We start from the raw sequence: 19876 nt of genomic DNA on the forward strand, positions 1-19876 counted from the left end.
TTCGCCCCTAGAGCAGCACGTAAGTGACAGCGGCGATCAGGCCCAGAAGCATGATCAGCGCGTATGTGTAGAGATAGCCCGATTGGATCGACTTCGCGGCGACCGATCCGCGCTGGACCACGGCAGCAATACCATTGGGGCCAAAGCGATCAATCGTACCGATATCGCCCAGCTTCCAGAACTGGCGGCCAAACCAGAAAGCAGGCTTTACAAAGATGCGATCGTAAAGCTCGTCGAAGTACCATTTGCGGAACACGAAATTGTGAAGCCAGCCAAAGGTGCCAACGAACTTTGCAGGGATGTCTGGCTTTGCGATGTAGGCAAGGTAGGCGCCTGCAAAACCAAGGATCATCACGATCAGCGCCGAATACTTCACCCAGTATGGCACTGCATGCATCGCAGCGATGAGGTTCGCATTGTAGAAAACTGATCCATCCCAGAAGGCAGCATCATCGAGGAAGCTCGGCGCAAAGACTTGCCCGGCGAGCACAGCTCCAACCGTCAGCAATCCGAGCGGAACAAGCATCGTAAGCGGACTTTCGTGTGGGTGATAACCGCCTGTCGTGTCTTCGCCAGCCTCTTCGGGAGTTTTGTGAACCGAATGCTGAATATGCTCGCTCTCAATCCAGCGTGGCTTGCCCCAGAAGGTGAGGAACATCAGGCGCCAGCTGTAGAAGCTTGTAAGCAGCGCCGCAGTCACGCCGAGCCAGAATGCAGTGACCGAAAGCCCTGTGCCGCGCGCAAAGGCGACTTCAAGAATGGCATCTTTCGACCAGAAACCAGCAAAGCCAACTCCGAGGTGATAAACGCCCAGCCCTGTAATCGCGAGCGTGCCCGCCATCATCGCCCAGAAGGTTATGGGGATGTGCTTCCTAAGGCCGCCATAATACCGCATGTCCTGCTCGTGATGCATCGCGTGGATCACTGAACCTGCGCCAAGGAAAAGCAGTGCCTTGAAGAACGCGTGTGTGAACAGGTGGAACATCGCGACGCCATATGCACCGACACCTGCTGCAAAGAACATATAGCCGAGCTGCGAGCAGGTCGAATACGCGATCACGCGCTTGATATCCCACTGCGTTGTCCCGATGGTCGCGGCAAAGAAGCAGGTAGCCCCGCCAGTCACTGTCACAACCATCAGCGCGGTTGGCGCTGTCTCAAACATGGGCGAGAGGCGGCACAGCATGAACACGCCAGCGGTAACCATGGTCGCGGCGTGGATGAGCGCGGACACAGGTGTTGGCCCCTCCATCGCATCAGGCAGCCATGTGTGGAGACCAAGCTGCGCGGATTTGCCCATCGCTCCGATGAAGAGGAGAATGCACAACACATCCATCGTCTGAAGCCGCATACCGAGGAAACCGATGGTCGCCCCGCTCATCGCTGGCGCAGCATCAAGGATTTCCGGGATCGAAGTGGTCTTGAACACCAGATACGTGCCGAAGATACCGAGCATAAAGCCGAGATCGCCCACACGGTTGACGACGAAAGCCTTGATCGCCGCTGCGCCCGCGCTGGGCTTCTTGAACCAGAAACCGATGAGGAGATAGGAGGCGAGGCCCACGCCTTCCCAGCCAAAGAACATCTGGACGAGGTTGTCCGCCGTCACCAGCATCAACATCGCGAAGGTGAAGAGCGAGAGATAAGCGAAGAAGCGCGGCTGATCCGGGTCTTCCTCCATGTACCCCCAGGAATAAAGGTGCACGAGTGCGGAAACGGTGTTGATCACCACCAGCATGACAGCGGTGAGAGCATCAACGCGCAGCTCCCAATCAAATGTCATCTCGCCCGATTGCACCCATTTCAGCACTGGGACGACTTCGGCAATCGCATCCCCTGTCAGGAACGCGATGAATATTGGCCAGCTAAGGATCGCGGACAGGAACAAAGCGCCCGTCGTGACTACTTTGGCGCCCGTATTTCCAAGCGCACGATTGCCGAACCCTGCGATTATCGCTGCAATCAGCGGCGCAAATACGATGATGAGGATAGGAGACATGCGCGCTTATCCCTTCATCTGGTTCACATCATCGACCGCGATGGTGCCGCGGCCGCGATAATAGATGACCAAGATGGCAAGCCCGATCGCAGCCTCTGCAGCCGCCACAGTCAGCACCATCATCGCGAAGATCTGCCCTGTCAGGTCGTTCATAAATGCACTGAAAGCGACGAGGTTGATGTTCACGCTCAACAGAATGAGCTCAACCGACATCAGGATCACGATCACGTTCTTGCGATTGATGAAGATACCCAGCACGCCAAGCACGAAAAGGATCGCGCCCACGACAAGATAGTGTTCGATGCCAATCATGTGCGAAGCACTCCGCTGATCCGCTCATCCTGAGCTTGTCGAAGGGTCACAGCTCAACCCCCTCGCCGATGGTCGGCCGCTTCATGACTGTAGCCTCGTCCGGGCGACGGCTGATCTGCTTGCCAATATCCTGACGTCCGCGTGCGCCCGGTTTCGGCGCGCGGTGAGTCAAGACAATCGCACCAATCATCGCGACCAGCAGGATGATCCCGGCAATCTCAAACAGCAGGATATAGCGTCCGTAAAGCAGGCGCCCGATGGCCTCGATATTGCTTTCGCCAAGGTTCTGCGCTGCATCATTGGCCGCCGCATCGCCCAATTCCAGCCCACCCGCGCCATAGACACCCAGCGCAAGGCCGAGTTCAGCGAGCAGAATAAGCGCCATCGCGATGCCCAGCGGGAAATTCTTCACAAGCCCCGCGCGCATTGCGGCAAAATCGATGTCGAGCATCATCACCACGAACAGGAACAACACCGCGACCGCGCCGACATAAACGATCACCAGCAGCATCGCGATAAACTCAGCGCCGACGATCACCATCAGGCCCGCCGCGTTGAAAAACGCGAGGATCAACCACAGCACAGAGTGCACCGGGTTGCGGGAAAGGATGACCATCACCGCGCTTGCGACAACGATGGCTGCAAAAAGGTAGAAGGCGAGTGCCTGTATCATGGTGAGTTATCCGCGGATGACCCTGCAAAAGCAGTGATCTTGAGCGGCAATCTGATCCCTTTGTAATCCCTCGAAACCGACCCTTTAGCGAACGCTGGTTGGCCGGAATCGCTTGTCCCTGTTGTGTTTCGCGAGAGGCCCCTAGCGGTAGGGAGCGTCCGCTTCAAGATTGGCCGCGATGGCCCGTTCCCATTTGTCACCGTTTGCGAGCAGTTTTGCCTTGTCGTAAAGCAATTCTTCCCGCGTTTCGGTGGCGTATTCGAAGTTTGGACCCTCAACGATGGCATCCACCGGGCACGCCTCTTGGCAGAAACCGCAATAGATGCACTTCGTCATGTCGATGTCATAACGAGTGGTGCGGCGGCTGCCGTCCTCGCGCGGTTCGGATTCGATGGTGATCGCCTGCGCCGGGCAGACGGCCTCGCACAGTTTGCACGCAATGCAGCGCTCTTCGCCATTGGGATAACGACGCAGCGCATGCTCCCCGCGAAAACGCGGGCTGAGCGGTGATTTTTCAAATGGATAGTTGATCGTCACTTTGGGCTTGAAGAAGTACTTCAAGGTCAGCGCGTGCGCTTTAACAAATTCGTAGAGGGTGAACGATTTGAGAAGCTGTGTTGCGGTTGTCATGCCAGATCGACCTTTTCTATTTCCTGCGTCGAACAAGTCGCATCGCCTTGGGCTTCAATAATGCCTTCTCCTTCCCGGCTACGATAATCAACCACCATCCATGTAACTTCCAATGAATCGGATTTGAAAATCAGTTGCAGTTGGGAGGCGGGGAGACCGCGATAATTTGCAAGAAGAAGCCTGCTACCATCATTCTGAATACGATTGCTCTGTTCAATCGCACCCTCGAAGGGGCCGCCCGCTCCCACAAAGCCTTTGTCACTCACAGAGATCGTAAACGAGACGTCTCGCTCTTGCTGGAGCAAGCCAGAGGATTCCATTCCATTGCAACTCAGAACTAGCGAGTACGAGGCGAGGATTGGTGCAATAATCATCCGAAATGCCCCGTCGCCATCAGATAGCCGCTAATCGCTGCGACAAACAGCAGGCTCATCGGAAGGAAGACCTTCCAGCCAAGCCGCATCAGCTGGTCATAGCGATAGCGCGGCACGGTCGCCCAAATCCAGCTGAAGACGAGGAAGAAGCCGAAGGTTTTGAGCAGGAACCATACGATCCCCGGCACATAGTAAAGCGGCGCCCATTCAACAGGCGGCAGCCACCCGCCGACAAACAGCAGAGTGCACAGCGAGCACATCAAGAGAATGTTTGCGTATTCGCCTAGCCAGAACAGCGCGAAGCTCATCGAGGAGTATTCGGTCTGGTAGCCCGCAACCAGCTCCGATTCCGCCTCAGTCAAATCGAACGGCGCGCGCGCGGTCTCTGCCAAAGCCGAGATGAAGAACACCACAAACATCGGGAACATCAGCGGGTTGAAGAAGAATCCGTTGACGATGCCCAGCCCGTGCCCGCGTTGAGCCTCGACAATACCGCTCATATTGAACGTGCCTGCCCAAAGGACGACGCAGACGAGGATAAAGCCGATGGAGACCTCGTAAGAGATCATTTGCGCGGCGGCCCGCATCGCGGAGAAAAACGGGTATTTGGAGTTCGATGCCCACCCGCTCATCACGACGCCGTAAACGCCAAGAGAGCTGATCGCGAGGATGTAGAGCAGGCCGACATTGATATCGGCGAGCACCACTCCCGCATCAAACGGGATCACCGCCCATGCGGCGAGCGCGACGGTGAATGTGATGATCGGCGCAAGGAGGAAAATGCCCTTGTTGGCCGCGCTCGGAATGATGGTTTCTTGCAAAAAGACCTTCAGGCCATCTGCAAAGGATTGGAGCAGGCCAAACGGCCCCACCACATTGGGACCACGCCGAAGCATAACCGCGCCAAGAACCTTTCGGTCAACGTAAATGACCATCGCCACCGCAAGCATCAGCGGCAGAGCGATGAGGAGGATGCCCGCAATTGTCGCGACAGTCCATGCGGCCTCATAAGGCAGGCCAAATGATTGGAAGAAATCGGTCACATCAGATCTCGTGAATTATCAAGAATGTCACCGCCACTATAATCAGCAGCACCACAACAGAGCAGCCAAACCAAGCCCAGCCTGGCAACTTCTTTCGGACTTCGTGCCAGTCTATGCTCGCTAGGGCAGACAGTAGCTCGGACATAGCTCACTCCGCAGCCTCCTTGATCTCATCGGCGTGGAGCAATTCAGCCGAGCATTGCTGCATTACCGAACTCGCACGGGCGATCGGATTGGTGAGGTAAAAGTCCGCAATAGGATAGGACGTGATTGCGCCTTCTGCCTTCGCAGATCTGTCGGCTTTTGGAAGCGCGCCGTAATCCGCCAGACCCTCTTCGCCCAAAGCAGGCACTTCGCGGATCATCGCGGTTTGCAATTCGCCAAAACTGTCAAAGCCCACATTCACGCCCAACACATCGGCAAGTGCGCGCAGGATTGTCCAATCCTCGCGGGCATCTCCGGGCGCAAACACCGCTTTTTCCGCGAATTGCACGCGGCCTTCGGTGTTGACGTAGGTCCCGTCCTTCTCGGCGTAGGAGGCCGCAGGCAGGATCACGTCTGCAGCGTGCGCGCCTTTATCGCCATGGTGGCCGATATAAACTTTCAAGCTGTCGGCGAATGGCGCGTGGTCCATTTCATCCGCGCCGAGGCTCAGAAGCACTTTCGGCTTCGCGCTCGCAATCTCCGCCATGCCGCCCGGCACAATGAAATCGAGCATCAGCGATCCCATGCGCGCTGCGCTCATGTGAAGGACGTTGAAGCCGTTCCAACCGTCTTTCACGAGGCCGAACTTGTCGACCAGCTTCAAGGCCACGCCCAGTGCACCTTTGGCCAATGCCGCGCCGCCGAGGATAACCGCAGGACGCTCCGCCGCCTTCATCGCATCGCCCAATTCCTTGGGCACGCGGTTCAGGACTTTCAGATCTTCGCCAAGGAATGTCGTTGGATAGGTCGTCTCCCATTCCGGGCCGACCACAAAGACTTTTGCACCTTGTTTCACAGCCTTGCGCAGGCGAGCATTCACCAGCGCCGCTTCCCAGCGGATGTGCGAGCCGACAATCAAAATGCAATCAGCGGTTTCAATTCCGGCAAAGGTCGAATTGAAATTCACTGCTGCGGTGTTCGACACGTCGTAGGTCATGCCCGTCTGACGCGCTTCGAGCAGGCTTGAACCGCTCGCTTTCAGGAGGGTTTTCGCGGCAAACATCGTCTCGCAATCGACCATATCGCCAGCGACAGCCGCGATGCTCGATGTGTCGGAGCCGAGCGCCGATTTGATCGTCTCGAACGCCTCGTTCCAGTCCGCAGGCATCAACTTACCGTCGCGACGGACGAAAACCTTGTCCAGGCGGCGCTTTGTGAGGCCATCGACCTGATAGCGGCCTTTGTCTGATAGCCACTCATCATTCACATCGTCATTGATGCGTGGAAGCGCGCGCATGACTTCGCGGCCCTTCGAATGAAGGGAGATATTGGCGCCAACCGCATCGGACACATCAATGCTGAGCGTCCGCTTCAATTCCCACGGACGCGCTTCGAAAGCGTAGGGCCGTGACGTCAAAGCGCCGACTGGGCACAGATCAATCACATTGGCAGAAAGCTCGTGTGCAGCGGCCTGTTCGAGATAGGTCGTGATCTGCATGTCTTCGCCGCGATACAGCGCGCCGATTTCATCAACGCCGGCAATTTCTTCAGAGAAGCGCACGCAGCGCGTGCAGTGAATGCAGCGCGTCATCACCGTCTTGATGAGAGGCCCCATGTACTTCTCTGTAACCGCACGGCGGTGTTCCTTGGTCCGCGAGACGCCTTTGCCATAGGTCATCGACTGGTCTTGCAGATCGCACTCGCCGCCCTGATCGCAAATCGGGCAATCCAATGGGTGGTTGATAAGGAGAAACTCCATCACCCCTTCGCGTGCCTTTTTGACCATCGGCGTATCGGTGCGGATTTCCTGACCATCGCTAGCAGGAAGCGCACAGCTTGCCTGAGGCTTTGGCGGCCCCGGCTTCACTTCGACAAGGCACATCCGGCAGTTACCAGCGATACTTAGGCGTTCGTGGTAACAAAAACGCGGGATTTCTTTACCAGCAAGCTCGCAAGCCTGAAGGACAGTCGCCCCCGCCGGGACTTCGATTTCTTCGCCGTCTACGGTGACTTTAGGCATCTAACTTCCTACCGCACATCGGACCGCGCTCATGCGCTTGGCATCCATGATTTTCTCCCAACCAAACGCGCGCTCGGTGGCGCCGTTTTGCTGGTAATCCTGAAGGCGATCCCATGCCTCTTCGAGCGTCGGCTCGTGCCCTTCAGGCACGTACCAAAAGACGAGGTGCGCTTCATTGGCGTCCTCGAACCATTTGTCTTTGCCCCGATAGAACTTCTCATGGAGCGTGTTGAACACAAAGTGCTCCAGCGACGCAGCGTCTTCCCAGACGGACAGATTGACTGCCATGTCATCGCCAATGCGGAAATTGGTCGCGTTGTTGCTATCGTCTTTGAGCCGCCAGACGAATCCTGGACTGCGCTCGGCAATGCCATTCACCAAATCAAGGTTGTCCATGAAACCGGCCATGCGCGGGTCGTCGGTCGGGTATTTAAAACGACCGATATTGAGTTCGGCGATGTGCATCACTCAGCAGCCTCCGCGAATTGCGCGTTGTGCTCGTGAATGCGCTTTTCAAGTTCGGGGCGGAAATGGCGGATAAGGCCCTGGATCGGCCAAGCCGCAGCATCGCCAAGCGCGCAGATTGTGTGTCCTTCGACCTGCTTGGTGACTTCGTGCAGCATGTCGATTTCTTCAATCGCCGCATCACCGGTGCGCAAACGCTCCATCATGCGCCACATCCACCCGGTACCCTCACGGCATGGCGTGCACTGACCGCAGCTTTCGTGCTTGTAGAAGTAGGAGAGGCGCGAAATCGCTCGAACGATATCGGTCGACTTGTCCATGACTATCACAGCCGCCGTACCGAGGCCTGAGCCAAGCTCTTTCAGCCCGTCAAAGTCCATCGGGGCATCCATGATCTGCTCGGCTGGCACCAGAGGCACCGAGGAACCACCAGGAATAACGGCCAAAAGGTTGTCCCAACCCCCTGTAATTCCTCCGCAATGCTTCTCAATCAGCTCGCGGAAGGGAATGCTCATCGCCTCTTCGACAACGCAGGGTTGTTCGACATGGCCGCTGATCTGGAAAAGCTTAGTGCCGTGATTGTTCTCACGTCCAAAGCTGGAGAACCACGAAGCGCCGCGCCTGAGGATCGTCGGGACAACCGCGATACTTTCAACGTTGTTCACCGTCGTTGGGCAGCCATAAAGGCCAGCACCTGCCGGGAATGGCGGCTTGAGACGCGGTTGGCCCTTTTTGCCTTCGAGGCTTTCAATCATCGCGGTTTCTTCACCGCAGATATAAGCACCCGCGCCGCGGTGCATAAACACGTCGAAATCGTAGCCTGATCCGCTCGCATTCTTACCGATCAGGCCAGCATCATAGGCTTCGTCGATAGCCGCCTGCAGCGTTTCAGCCTCGCGGATATACTCGCCGCGAATGTAGATGTAGGCCGCGCGAGCGCGCATGGCGAAGCCAGCGACCAGCGCGCCTTCGACCAGTTTGTGCGGATCGTGGCGAATGATTTCGCGGTCCTTGCACGAGCCGGGCTCGGATTCGTCGGCATTGATAACGAGGAAGCTTGGCCGACCGTCAGCCGACGATTTCGGCATGAAGGACCATTTGAGGCCGGTTGGGAAACCTGCCCCGCCCCGCCCGCGAAGGCCCGATGCCTTGATTTCTTCGATAATGGCTTCTTCGCCGCGCTGGATCAGCGCCTTGGTGTCATCCCAATCGCCGCGCGCCTGCGCTGCTTTCAGGCCCCAGTCCTGAAAACCATAGACATTGGTAAAGATGCGGTCCTTATCCGCGAGCATCGTTTTGATCCCTTGCTTTTGACTGGGCTTTCGCAATTCTCAGTTGGCGCAAAGTCAGCACCTGGAACAGCAATCCCATGCCCATCGCGGCAATGCCGGTGGGGCGCTCACCTGTCGCCGCAAGATACGCGCCGACGCCGAAGGCAATAAAGCCTCCCATCATCAGTGCGAGAATTCCGCCATTCATCACCAGTCACTCCGGTAATCGTGATTGGCGTCAACCATTTCCTTGAGCGTCGTCGCCCCATCCTTGGGCTCCGACGTGTGCCTGCCCGGCTCTTGCGTGCCGGTCTTGGGCTGTTCACCCTTTGCCAGCGCGTCGAGCACGGTGTCTAGACGTTCCGGCGTCAGGTCTTCGTAATTGTCGTCATTGATCTGGACCATTGGCGCGGTGGCACAGTTGCCCATGCATTCAACTTCGGTGAGAGTCCAAAGGCCGTCTTCAGAGACTTTGCCAAATTCCATTCCGCGCTTTTTGCAAGCACTGATGATCTCGTCAGAGCCGCGCAGCATGCACGGCGTCGTGCCGCAGACCTGAACGTGGTATTTGCCGACAGGCTTCATGTTGTACATGAAATAGAAAGTCGCGACTTCGAGAACGCGGATCACCGGCACGTCGATGTATTTCGCAACATATTCAATGACGGGAAGCGGCAGCCACCCTTGCGTGTCCGTTTCCTCGCCCACCTGACGCTGTGCAAGATCAAGCAGCGGCATAGTCGCCGACTTCGCCCGGCCGTCAGGATATTTGGCGATGTGGTAATCCGCCTTTTTCTTGTTCTCAGGCGTCCACTCAAAATCGCCCCAACGAGCGCGGAGTTCAGGCGTGTCAGGTGCGGGTGTCCGGTCAGCCATTGGACTGATCCCTTTTTTCTGCCGCCAAAGTCAAAGTGAGAGCGGCGCTAAGCATAATGAGGACGGCAACAAAACCCCAGACAAGACTGCCAAGGTCCATAATGCCCGCCACATGTGAAGCAATCGCAATGGCGCACATGGCCATGCCGAGATGGATGATGGGCTTGCGATTCACCGGTCACACTCTCCGAAAACCACGTCAATCGCACCGAGGATAGCAGTCGCATCAGGCAACATGTGGCCTTTGCTCATCATATCCATCGCTTGAAGGTGGCTGAATGCGGTTGGGCGGATTTTGCAGCGGTATGGTTTGTTCGTGCCATCGCTCACCAGGTACACCCCGAATTCGCCTTTGGGGCTTTCGGTAGCGACATAAACTTCGCCCTCGGGCACGTGGAAGCCTTCGGTGTAAAGCTTGAAGTGGTGGATCAGGCTTTCCATCGATTGCTTCATCTCGCCGCGCTTGGGCGGGGAAACTTTGCCGTCTGTGCTGGCCACAGGACCGGATGGCATATCGCGCAGGCACTGCTTGATGATCTTGGCGCTCTCGCAAACTTCGTTCACGCGCACCATGAAACGGTCATAGCAATCGGAATTGGTGCCGACAGGGATATCGAACTCCATCCGATCATAGACGTCATAAGGCTGCGACTTGCGCAGATCCCATGGAATACCGGCGGCGCGGATCATAGGTCCTGAAAAGCCCCAAGCAACGGCATCATCGCGGCTCACCACAGCGATATCGACATTGCGCTGTTTAAAAATGCGGTTGTCGGTCACAAGACTCATGGCATCGCCGAAAAGCTCGGGCAGACGCGTATCGATCCAGTTACCGATATCAACCAGCAGCTTTTCCGGCACATCCTGGTGGACGCCGCCGGGGCGGTACCAGGCAGAGTGCATGCGCGCACCAGATGCGCGTTCGAAGAAATTGAGGCAATCCTCACGGATTTCGAACACCCAAAGGTTTGGCGTCATCGCGCCAACATCCATGACATGCGCGCCGATATTCAGCATGTGATTGCAGATGCGTGTCAGCTCAGCGAACAGAACGCGCAGGTATTGCGCGCGCTCTGGCACTTCAATGTTCAGCAGCTTCTCAATCGCGAGCACATAGGAGTATTCCTGCGCCAACGGAGAACAATAGTCCAGGCGATCAAAATATGGCAGAGCCTGCAAGTAAGTCTTTGTTTCGATCAGTTTTTCGGTGCCACGGTGGAGCAGGCCGACATGCGGATCGACGCGTTCGATCACTTCGCCATCAAGCTCCATCACCATGCGCAAAACGCCGTGCGCGGCGGGGTGCTGAGGCCCGAAATTGATCGTATAATTCTGGATGACATCGCCTTCGGTGGTTGGCGATTCTTCGATTTGGACGCCCATTATTCGTCCTCCTCAATATCAACTTCGATCATGTCTGGCGGCACGGCATCGGTGCCTTCGGCTGCGTTTTCCTCAGCCTTCGGGCCAGCGCCGGTATCGGCAGGCTTTTCGGTGACCTTGGGTTTGTCCACCTGCGGCGGGCCATCCGCTTTTTCATCGCCTGGAAGCACGTAATCAGAGCCTTCCCACGGCGAGAGAAAATCAAATGTCCGCATGTCCTGCGCCAGTTCAACCGGCTCGTAAACGACACGTTTTTCATCCTCGGAATACCGCAATTCGGTGTAGCCCGTCATCGGGAAATCCTTGCGGAATGGATGCCCTTCAAAGCCGTAATCGGTAAGGATGCGGCGCAGATCAGGATTGCCCGCGAATGTTACGCCGTAAAGATCGAACACCTCACGCTCCAGCCAACCTGCATTTGGCCACAGGGTCGTGACGGTCGGCACCGGCGTGTTCTCGTCAGTCGAGCATTTCACCATGATCCGATGGTTCTTGGTCAGCGACAAAAGCATGTAGACGACTTCGAACCGCTCAGACCTGTCAGGATAGTCTGCGCCAGCAATTTCCATCAACTGCTGGTAACCGTGATCGTCGCGCAAAATCTTGAGAACATTGGCGATTTCATCGCGCTTGGCCGTCAGGATGATTTCGCCATGCTCCTCGCGCGCGCCATCAAGCCACACGCTGAGGCTCTCGCAAAGCGTGTCGAGAACACCTTCGTTCGAGGCGAATTTTGGGGCGGAGTGAACAACAGCCATGATTACCGCTCAATCGTCCCGGTGCGGCGGATTTTGCGCTGCAATTGCATCACGCCATAGAGCAACGCTTCTGCCGTTGGGGGACATCCGGGCACGTAGATATCAACCGGCACAATCCGGTCACATCCGCGCACGACGCTGTAGGAATAGTGGTAATATCCACCGCCGTTGGCACACGAACCCATGCTGATCACATATTTAGGATCAGACATCTGATCATATACCTTGCGCAAAGCGGGTGCCATCTTGTTGCAAAGCGTGCCTGCGACAATCATCACGTCTGATTGGCGTGGGGAAGCACGCGGGGTCACACCAAAGCGTTCCATGTCATAGCGCGGCATATTCACGTGGATCATCTCAACCGCGCAGCATGCGAGGCCGAATGTCATCCACCACAGCGAGCCGGTGCGGGCCCAATTGAACAGATCTTCAGTAGACGTGACAAGAAAACCCTTGTCATTCACTTCAGTCTGAAGCGCGTTGAAATAGTCCGCATCCGGTGTTTTGATTTCGCCTGGTTTTGCGGTCGGTACATCGGGAAGTGCGTTAGGGGGGGTAACTACGGTGCTCATTCCCAGTCCAGAGCTCCCTTCTTCCATTCATAAGCGAGGCCAACGGCGAGGATGAAAAGGAATGTCATCATTCCGGCCCAGCCGATCCAGCCGGTTTCTCCGAGGCTTACCGCCCATGGGAAAAGAAACGCAGCCTCAAGATCGAAAATGATAAAGCTGATGGCGACCAGATAAAAGCGCACATCGAATTGGCTGCGTGCGTCTTCGAATGCGGGGAAACCGCATTCATATTCCGACAATTTTTCCGCATCCGGATTGTGCGCACCCGTCAACCGCGACACTCCCATGGGGAGGAAGACGAAGAGGCATGATATCGCGAGAGCGATGACAATGAAAAACAGTATCGGCAGATACTGGCTAAGATCCAACACGGCGCTGTCCAAGATGATTTATCCCGCGCTCCCGTTACGCGCCTCTTCGGGATTTCGCAAGCACGTGTCGCCCCGGATTTACCGGTAAATCGGCGTATATGTGTTGCAAGAAAGCGAACAGAGAGGACTGCGCGCCAATCCTGTCACTAAGGCTTGCTTATTTCATGATGCCAGCCGCTGCTTTCTCTGTCGCTTTGCCATAAGGTGGCTTGAACCCGCCCAGACCTGCAATATCGATCTTTGGCTGGTGATAGACGGCGCGTGCGTGGCTGAATTCCTTGAAGCCTTCGATCGCGTGATAGCTGCCCATCCCGGACGGTCCGACGCCGCCAAACGGCAGGTCTTCCATCGACACATGAAAGATCACATCGTTTGTCGTCACACCGCCCGAGATTGTGCGAGTAAGAACACGCTCTTGCTCGGATTTGTCCTCACCGAAGTAATAGAGGCCGAGCGGGCGATCATGCTCGTTTACATAGTCAACCGCCTGATCGACCGAATTGTATGTCATCACCGGCAGGACAGGGCCAAAGATCTCCTCCTGCATCACTTTCATCTCATCGGTGACGTTCTTGAGGATGTTGAGCGGCATCTTGCGCTGGTTGGCAGAGCTGAAATCCTCACCACCCGGATTGACTTCAATCACCTCAGCGCCCTTGTCGCGCGCATCTTCGACGAGACCCTGAAGCCGTTCGAAATGGCGATCAGACACGATCGATGCGTAATCATCGTTTTCGAGCAGTGTCGGGTACATCGCCGAGACACCGTTGGAAACGCCAGCGACCGCCTCGTCCTGCTTATCCTCAGGCACATACATATAGTCAGGCGCGAGGCAGATCTGGCCCGCATTCATCATCTTGCCCAAGGCGATCCGTTCGCCCGCTTTCTCAAAATTGGCGCTGCGGCCCATGATGACAGGTGACTTTCCGCCGAGCTCCAGGGTGACGGGCACCAGGTTTTTGGCAGCGGCCTGCATCACCAGCCGTCCCGTAGGCGTTGAGCCTGTGAAGACCAGGTGATCGAAAGGCAGCTCCGAAAACGCCGCCGCCACTTCTGGGCCACCAGTCACGACTGCGACTTCGTCCTCGGCAAAGAATTCTGACGTAAGTTCAGCCATCAATTCCGACGTCCGCTCGGTGAATTCGCTTGGCTTGATCATCGCGCGATTGCCGGCGGCAAGCACTTGCATCAAGGGGCCAAAGGCGAGCTGGAGCGGGAAGTTCCACGGGCTGAGAATGCCAATCACACCCTTGGGTTCGTAACGAACTTCAGCCTTCGCACCGAGAAGCCCGAGCGGAAATTGCACTGGCCGCCGCTCTGACTTGGCCCACTTGTCCATGTTTTTGAGCGCATGCTTACCGGCACCCACTGTGGCCGCGACATCGGTCAGCATGCTCTGGTGCATGGAGCGATTGCCGAAATCGGCCGCCATCGCTTTGCAGAAAGCGTCGCCATTTTCTTTCACCAAGGCCATCGCGCGTTTGATGCGATCTTTGCGCACGCTCATGCTTTCAGGGCGTGAGGCGGTGAAAGCGTCGCGCTGATGCTTGAGCAAGGCATCAAGCTTTGCGTTGTGATTGTCTGCCATGTGGTCTCTCCCCGATGGAATGGCGCGATTAGGTTGTGTTTTGCCATCTTCCTTGCCCAATACGACGAAAGTGGCAAGCAATTCATCTTGCGCAAACGGCCATGGGTTTGGCATCAGGCGGCGAAAGACCCCGCATTGTGCGACTCATACAAAGGATTTCCCCGATGGCCCAATTCTCCTCTTCAGATCCGATCGTCATCCTCTCATATGCGCGTACGCCGATGGGCGGGATGCAAGGCGCTTTGGCTGATGTTTCGGCGACCGATCTGGGCGCAACGGCCGTGAAAGCTGCGGTTGAACGTTCAGGCGTTGCCGGAGAGGATTTTGACCGAGCCTATATGGGCTGTGTTCTCCCCGCAGGCCTTGGCCAGGCCCCTGCCCGTCAAGCGATGGTGAAAGCAGGCCTTCCCAAATCGGTGCAGGCCACAACCGTCAACAAAGTGTGCGGCAGCGGCATGCAGACAGTCATTATGGGTGCAGAAGCGCTCGCCAGCGGCACCGTTGATTATGTGGTCGCAGGCGGGATGGAGAGCATGACCAATGCGCCCTATCTCCTCAAAAAGCATCGCTCAGGCGCGCGTCTGGGCCACGACACCACTTACGATCATATGTTCCTAGATGGGCTTGAAGATGCCTATGAGGAAGGCCGCGCGATGGGCACGTTCGCTCAGGACACGGCCAACGAATACCAGCTTACCCGCGAAGAGCAGGATAACTATGCGATAGAAAGCCTGTCGCGCGCCAATGCTGCGATTGAGAGCGGAGCATTCGCGGATGAAGTGGTGCCCGTAACCTTCAAGACCCGCAAAGGCGATGTGACGGTCGAAACTGATGAGCAGCCTGGTAAAGGCCGCCCAGACAAAATCCCGCAACTGCGTGCAGCATTCGCCAAGGACGGCACCATTACGGCAGCGACATCCAGCTCTATCTCTGACGGCGCGGCAGCCGTTGTGCTCACCCGCGAAAGTGTTGCGAGCGCCAATGGCCAAACGCCCGTCGCCAAGATTGTCGGTATGGCCGCCCATGCACGCGAGCCGAAAGACTTCACCGTCGCACCGGTCGGGGCGATCCAGAAGGTTCTCGATAACGCTGGCTGGAGCATCGAAGACGTCGATCTTTGGGAAGTGAATGAGGCATTTGCCTGCGTTGCCATGTTCGCAATGCGCGACATCGGCATCCCGCACGAAAAGATCAATGTTAACGGCGGCGCGACCGCGCTGGGTCACCCCATCGGCGCATCGGGCACACGAATTCTGGTGACGCTGATCAATGCGCTGAAACAGCAGGGCAAAAGCAAAGGCGTTGCGAGCCTTTGTATCGGCGGCGGCGAAGCAACCGCGATTGCTGTCGAGCTAGCCTAGTCTCGATATGGGGCGGCGCGGATTTGGTCCCCCGCCCCTATTCAACGCCCCATAAACGTCCGCGCTGCACCCAGCCTGTGCGGCCATCGACTTCCATCTCGCACCAGTCGGCCTGGCAGGCACCAAGCTTGCCGACAACGCCGGGTTCGGCCCGCCAACGGATCTGGGCATTTGCGTTTGGTTCCGCGCGCAATTCGGTGACGCCCTCGCCCTTCACCATGCCGCCGCGCGCTTTGCTGAGCTGACTGTCGGCAACCCAACCTTGAGTGCCCTCGTGATCGACCACAAGGCTCCACGCTTCGCGCTTGCGGATGACTTTCACTGGCAATCCTTTGCGCTTGTAAATCCAGTCAATCGGGTAATCCTGACTGGGCCCAACGCGCATGCGGACTTCTTCATATCTGAGGCTGCGCCATTCGGTCGCATCATTGTCTTGCGCAAGTGCGGGCAAGGACAATCCAAGCGCGACAAGAGCGGAGACAAAAAGCGAGGCAAACCGAGGAGCAATCATGGTCTTATCAATAGCGTTGGACATCTGATTCCATCAACCCAATTGGGATAGCTTGTATGATGAATTCGCACGCGTCTTGACCAGAGCGGCCAACTCGCCTTAGCCCGTCGCCCATGGCCAATTCGACAGCTTCGCCCCACTTCGCCGCAGGACGCCCCAAAGTGGTCGTTACCCGCCAGCTTATGCCGAGTGTCGAGGCGCGCATGGCCGAGCTTTTCGAAAGTACGCTCAACGTTGAAGATAAACCGATGAGCCGCGATGCATTGATCGAAGCGATGCAGAGCTGCGACGTGCTGGTGCCGACTGTGACGGACCGGATTGACGCTGAAATGATCGCGGCCGCAGGTGATGAATTGCGGCTCATTGCGAATTTCGGCGCGGGAACGGAGCATATTGACCTGGCAGCAGCCGCGAAACGCAAGATCATTGTAACGAATACATCTGGCGTCTTCACTGACGACACCGCTGACATAACCATGGCTGCAATTATCGGCGTGCCGCGCCGAATCCGCGAGGGAACGGGATTGGTGCGACGTGGCGAATGGACCGGATGGGCACCGTCTGGCCTTTTGGGGCGCAAGCTGGGCGGCAAAGTGCTCGGCATTGTTGGCATGGGCCGCATCGGGCAGGCCGTGGCACACCGCGCGCGCGCCTTCGGGCTTGAGGTGGCCTACACCAACCGCAAACAGCTCCCCTCGGCGGTCGAGAGCATGCTGGGCGCGCGTTACGTTTCCGATGTCGATGCGCTGATGGCGGAAGCTGACATTCTGACGCTTCACTGCCCCCTCACCGACGAGACGGCGGGCCTGATCGATGAGCGGCGGATTGCCTTGATGAAGCCGGGATCAAGCATCATCAACACAGCGCGCGGCGAGTTGATCGAGCAGGAGGCGCTGATCGCAGCGCTTGAAAACGGCCATCTGATAGGCGCTGGTCTCGATGTCTATCCCGATGAACCGAACATCGATCCCCGGCTGATCGCGCACCCCAATGTCATGACATTCCCCCATATCGGCAGCGCCACCGTTGAAGGACGCGAAGCATCTGGCGAGAAAGTCATCGCGAATATCCGGTTCTGGGCCGATGGGCACAGACCGCCTGATCAGGTTCTGACGGCCCTCATCAGCTAATCTTCGCCATCTGCCGCATGATCGTGCAGCAATTGAAGCACATGTGCGATCGAGGGTCTGCTCGCCGAAAACTGAAAATGCGTTTCTGGTACTTCAATTGCGATATCGCTTTCGTCTTCGGTCCCGCGTGAACAGGCTGGCGCTACGATCCCGTCACGCCTTGACCATATCGCGATGGTCTTCACCGGTGGTTTGGCGCTCGGATTGTCGGGCAAAGGCGGATTATCGACCGTGTGATCGTTGATCGCCTCGTAGACGCGCCAGGCATTGTTGGCCCGGCGATTGCCGGAAAACGGTGTGCCGAGCGTCATTACAAGCTCAACCTTTTCCGGATGTCGCTGCGTCAAAACTCGTGCGAATAGCCCGCCTAGGCTGATCCCTATCACACAGACCTTTTGGCCGTGCTTCTTCCAAACCGCGTCAAGGCGCCGTTCCGCCTTGGCAAACAGGCGGGGTGTGACGCCGGTCACCACCCCCATTCGTGACCCATACGCAGGAAAGCCCGACGCGGTGAGAGTGCGGCGCATCAGCGAGGTTGCGTAATCATTCGAAAGAATGCCTGGGAAGACGAGCACGGGCGGCAAGTCGGATGCGGCTTCCAAAGCGGAGTGCTTTGACGGCAATCGCACGGGGCGAACCGGGCTCGACCAGATCAGCGCGAGACTTGGGACTTCGCGGAATAATAAGCCCGGCGAAGGTGGTTTTTGTTCCATCATGCGAGATCCAGCGAAAAGAGCTTGTTAAACTCGCCCGGCGTGTACCCCGCGAACGATCCGCAAGGTTCAAATCCGTATGATTTATAGAGCGAAAGCGCCGCTTCGAACACTTGTGTGGAGCCCGTTTCGAGCTTGATGCTGGCAAAGCCGAGTGCGCGCGCCCTCCCAATCAAATGCTCGAGCATCGCTTTACCCGTGCCTGTCCCGCGCGCATCAGGATGAGCGCGCATGGACTTAATCTCGGCAAAGTCACCATGGTGCTTCAGCGCGCCGATGGCACACAGACGACCGGCATTTCGCGCCGCATAAACCTCGATATGGGGGGATTTCAAACCGCTCAAATCGAGCACATGACAGGTGCCAGGCGGCGAGAATTGCTCCATTTCAGCGTGATGCAGCTCAAGCAGCGCGATCACATCGGGCTCGCTCAGATCGGTGCGCGCTATCTCGACAGATGAACCAGTCATTCGCTCACGTCCTCCGGTCTCCTCACCAACCGTATATGCAATTTGTTCCACTCATCCTGTATGTGACCTGAAATTAGCAGGCGGCACACCAAGTTCGACAGGAACGAGTTACGCTTCTGCAAAACGCGTTTTTTGATGAAATCATCGGGCCATCCGCGCCATTCGCCTGCCGCGCTCAGCATGTTGACGCAAAAAGCAGGTGCAACCTCGCGTCTGTAGATGTGTTCCACTTCATCCGCATAGTATCCCGATTGCGCGAGTTCGCGCGCCATCCGATCATAGTCGGAATCTTCCAATTCCGTGTCTTGGAAAGCTTCGGATAGGATGGCCCAGACGGGCAGCCGCCGTGCAATCTCGTCTTCAGATAAAGGAGGAAGCCGGGCCAAAACGCTTCCTGCCGAACCGCCTACAGGTTTTCGTGCTGCGGCATGCCAAGGACGTGGAAACCGCCATCGACGCGGATGATCTCGCCCGTGGTGCACGCGCCTGCTTCGCTGCAAAGGTATACCGCTGTCCCGCCGACCGCTTCCAAGGTCGCATTGGCGCGCAGAGGAGTGTTGGCTTCGGTGTGCTTGTAAACCTTTCGCGCGCCGCCAATGGCAGAGCCGGCAAGCGTTTTCATCGGGCCAGGGCTGATCGCGTTAACGCGAATACCCTCGGGGCCAAGATCGTCCGCCAGATATCGAACAGCAGCTTCCAAGGCGGCTTTCGCAACGCCCATCACGTTGTAATTGGGGGTCACGCGGTTTGAGCCCATATAGCTGAGCGTGATGATCGTTCCGCCATTCTCAACCATCATGGGATGCGCGCGCCGTGCCACTTCGATCAGGCTGTAGGCGGAAATATCCATCGAGTTTTTGAAGTTCTGCCGCGATGTGTCGAGAATTCGCCCCGTGAGTTCCGACTTATCGGAATAGGCGATCGCGTGAATGACGAAATCGAGCCTACCCCACCGCTTTTGCAAGGCATCGAAAGCTGCATCAAGTGATGCATCATCGGTTACGTCCACATCCACCATAAAATCAGAGCCGACGCTTTCAGCCAATGGCTCCAATCGCTTGCCAAAGGCTTCGCCCTGATAGGTAAAGGCGAGTTCAGCGCCTGCCTCAGCGCACGCCTTTGCAATACCCCACGCGATTGAACGTTCATTGGCAACGCCCATTACGAGGCCGCGTTTTCCAGTGAGTGCGCCCATGTCTATGTCACCCTATC

General features: G+C 57.0%; 24 protein-coding genes. 2 read left to right on the forward strand and 22 right to left on the reverse strand.

What is annotated here, in order from left to right; all coding sequences use genetic code 11:
• Window positions 1-7 precede the first annotated feature (7 nt).
• The 17 genes from nuoL to AUC45_RS02700 form a co-directional block, all read right to left on the reverse strand.
• A complete protein-coding gene (nuoL, locus tag AUC45_RS02620; RefSeq protein ID WP_067597710.1) occupies window positions 8-1999 on the reverse strand; it encodes an NADH-quinone oxidoreductase subunit L in 1992 nt (663 codons plus the stop codon).
• A gap of 6 nt (window positions 2000-2005) precedes the next feature.
• Complete coding sequence (gene nuoK, locus AUC45_RS02625; protein WP_067597713.1) at window positions 2006-2311, reverse strand: NADH-quinone oxidoreductase subunit NuoK; 306 nt, start codon at window positions 2309-2311, stop codon at window positions 2006-2008.
• 46 nt (window positions 2312-2357) lie between these two features.
• Complete coding sequence (locus tag AUC45_RS02630) at window positions 2358-2984, reverse strand: NADH-quinone oxidoreductase subunit J (protein ID WP_067597716.1); 627 nt, start codon at window positions 2982-2984, stop codon at window positions 2358-2360.
• Window positions 2985-3125: 141 nt separating this feature from the next.
• The gene (gene nuoI, locus AUC45_RS02635) at window positions 3126-3614 is read right to left on the reverse strand and encodes an NADH-quinone oxidoreductase subunit NuoI (protein WP_067597719.1); all 489 of its coding nucleotides are present in this window, start codon (window positions 3612-3614) and stop codon (window positions 3126-3128) included.
• Complete coding sequence (locus tag AUC45_RS02640) at window positions 3611-3988, reverse strand: hypothetical protein (RefSeq protein WP_156423718.1); 378 nt, start codon at window positions 3986-3988, stop codon at window positions 3611-3613. Before AUC45_RS02640 ends, nuoI begins: the two co-directional genes overlap by 4 nt.
• Window positions 3985-5031, reverse strand: coding sequence for an NADH-quinone oxidoreductase subunit NuoH (gene nuoH / locus AUC45_RS02645; protein WP_067597724.1), 1047 nt, complete (start codon window positions 5029-5031; stop codon window positions 3985-3987). The genes AUC45_RS02640 and nuoH overlap by 4 nt, the downstream gene beginning before the upstream one ends.
• Window positions 5032-5179: 148 nt before the next feature.
• A complete protein-coding gene (nuoG, locus tag AUC45_RS02650) occupies window positions 5180-7195 on the reverse strand; it encodes an NADH-quinone oxidoreductase subunit NuoG (RefSeq protein WP_067597727.1) in 2016 nt (671 codons plus the stop codon).
• A complete protein-coding gene (locus AUC45_RS02655) occupies window positions 7196-7660 on the reverse strand; it encodes a DUF3291 domain-containing protein (protein WP_067597730.1) in 465 nt (154 codons plus the stop codon).
• On the reverse strand, window positions 7660-8952 hold the full coding sequence (nuoF, locus tag AUC45_RS02660) for an NADH-quinone oxidoreductase subunit NuoF (protein ID WP_067597733.1): 1293 nt from the start codon (window positions 8950-8952) through the stop codon (window positions 7660-7662). Before nuoF ends, AUC45_RS02655 begins: the two co-directional genes overlap by 1 nt.
• The gene (locus tag AUC45_RS02665) at window positions 8939-9139 is read right to left on the reverse strand and encodes a hypothetical protein (RefSeq protein WP_067597736.1); all 201 of its coding nucleotides are present in this window, start codon (window positions 9137-9139) and stop codon (window positions 8939-8941) included. Before AUC45_RS02665 ends, nuoF begins: the two co-directional genes overlap by 14 nt.
• A complete protein-coding gene (locus AUC45_RS02670) occupies window positions 9139-9807 on the reverse strand; it encodes an NAD(P)H-dependent oxidoreductase subunit E (protein ID WP_067597739.1) in 669 nt (222 codons plus the stop codon). The genes AUC45_RS02665 and AUC45_RS02670 overlap by 1 nt, the downstream gene beginning before the upstream one ends.
• Window positions 9800-9982 carry a hypothetical protein gene (locus AUC45_RS02675; protein ID WP_067597742.1) on the reverse strand — a complete coding sequence of 61 codons (183 nt, stop codon included), beginning with the start codon at window positions 9980-9982 and terminating at the stop codon, window positions 9800-9802. The genes AUC45_RS02670 and AUC45_RS02675 overlap by 8 nt, the downstream gene beginning before the upstream one ends.
• Window positions 9979-11190, reverse strand: coding sequence for an NADH-quinone oxidoreductase subunit D (locus AUC45_RS02680; protein ID WP_067597745.1), 1212 nt, complete (start codon window positions 11188-11190; stop codon window positions 9979-9981). The genes AUC45_RS02675 and AUC45_RS02680 overlap by 4 nt, the downstream gene beginning before the upstream one ends.
• Complete coding sequence (locus AUC45_RS02685; protein WP_067597748.1) at window positions 11190-11948, reverse strand: NADH-quinone oxidoreductase subunit C; 759 nt, start codon at window positions 11946-11948, stop codon at window positions 11190-11192. The genes AUC45_RS02680 and AUC45_RS02685 overlap by 1 nt, the downstream gene beginning before the upstream one ends.
• Before the next feature lie 2 nt (window positions 11949-11950).
• A complete protein-coding gene (locus tag AUC45_RS02690) occupies window positions 11951-12520 on the reverse strand; it encodes an NADH-quinone oxidoreductase subunit B family protein (protein WP_197409492.1) in 570 nt (189 codons plus the stop codon).
• Window positions 12517-12891 carry an NADH-quinone oxidoreductase subunit A gene (locus AUC45_RS02695; RefSeq protein WP_067597750.1) on the reverse strand — a complete coding sequence of 125 codons (375 nt, stop codon included), beginning with the start codon at window positions 12889-12891 and terminating at the stop codon, window positions 12517-12519. Before AUC45_RS02695 ends, AUC45_RS02690 begins: the two co-directional genes overlap by 4 nt.
• Before the next feature lie 157 nt (window positions 12892-13048).
• On the reverse strand, window positions 13049-14479 hold the full coding sequence (locus AUC45_RS02700) for a coniferyl aldehyde dehydrogenase (RefSeq protein ID WP_067598973.1): 1431 nt from the start codon (window positions 14477-14479) through the stop codon (window positions 13049-13051).
• Between the two features lie 164 nt (window positions 14480-14643).
• Between AUC45_RS02700 and AUC45_RS02705 the strand changes: the two genes are divergently transcribed.
• Window positions 14644-15840 (forward strand): acetyl-CoA C-acyltransferase, encoded by a 1197-nt coding sequence (locus tag AUC45_RS02705; RefSeq protein ID WP_067597753.1) that lies wholly within the window; start codon window positions 14644-14646, stop codon window positions 15838-15840.
• 37 nt (window positions 15841-15877) lie between these two features.
• On the opposite strand, the gene AUC45_RS02710 is transcribed toward AUC45_RS02705, so the two are convergent.
• Window positions 15878-16375, reverse strand: a complete 498-nt coding sequence (locus AUC45_RS02710; RefSeq protein WP_233998507.1) for an SH3 domain-containing protein — start codon at window positions 16373-16375, stop codon at window positions 15878-15880.
• 89 nt (window positions 16376-16464) lie between these two features.
• Between AUC45_RS02710 and AUC45_RS02715 the strand changes: the two genes are divergently transcribed.
• Window positions 16465-17481 (forward strand): D-glycerate dehydrogenase, encoded by a 1017-nt coding sequence (locus AUC45_RS02715; RefSeq protein WP_067597756.1) that lies wholly within the window; start codon window positions 16465-16467, stop codon window positions 17479-17481.
• On the opposite strand, the gene AUC45_RS02720 is transcribed toward AUC45_RS02715, so the two are convergent.
• From AUC45_RS02720 to AUC45_RS02735, 4 genes are read right to left on the reverse strand one after another with little or no spacing between them, the layout of a single operon-like run.
• Entirely contained in the window at window positions 17478-18197 is a 720-nt protein-coding gene (locus AUC45_RS02720) for a triacylglycerol lipase (protein ID WP_067597759.1), read from the reverse strand. The genes AUC45_RS02715 and AUC45_RS02720 overlap by 4 nt on opposite strands.
• Complete coding sequence (locus AUC45_RS02725) at window positions 18194-18664, reverse strand: GNAT family N-acetyltransferase (protein ID WP_067597762.1); 471 nt, start codon at window positions 18662-18664, stop codon at window positions 18194-18196. The genes AUC45_RS02720 and AUC45_RS02725 overlap by 4 nt, the downstream gene beginning before the upstream one ends.
• Window positions 18661-19050 carry a hypothetical protein gene (locus tag AUC45_RS02730; RefSeq protein WP_067597765.1) on the reverse strand — a complete coding sequence of 130 codons (390 nt, stop codon included), beginning with the start codon at window positions 19048-19050 and terminating at the stop codon, window positions 18661-18663. The genes AUC45_RS02725 and AUC45_RS02730 overlap by 4 nt, the downstream gene beginning before the upstream one ends.
• 20 nt (window positions 19051-19070) lie before the next feature.
• A complete protein-coding gene (locus AUC45_RS02735) occupies window positions 19071-19859 on the reverse strand; it encodes an enoyl-ACP reductase (RefSeq protein ID WP_067597768.1) in 789 nt (262 codons plus the stop codon).
• Between the last annotated feature and the right edge of the window lie 17 nt (window positions 19860-19876).

Origin of the sequence: Erythrobacter sp. YT30 (genome assembly GCF_001542875.1) — a bacterium.
Classification (GTDB): Bacteria; Pseudomonadota; Alphaproteobacteria; order Sphingomonadales; family Sphingomonadaceae; genus Erythrobacter.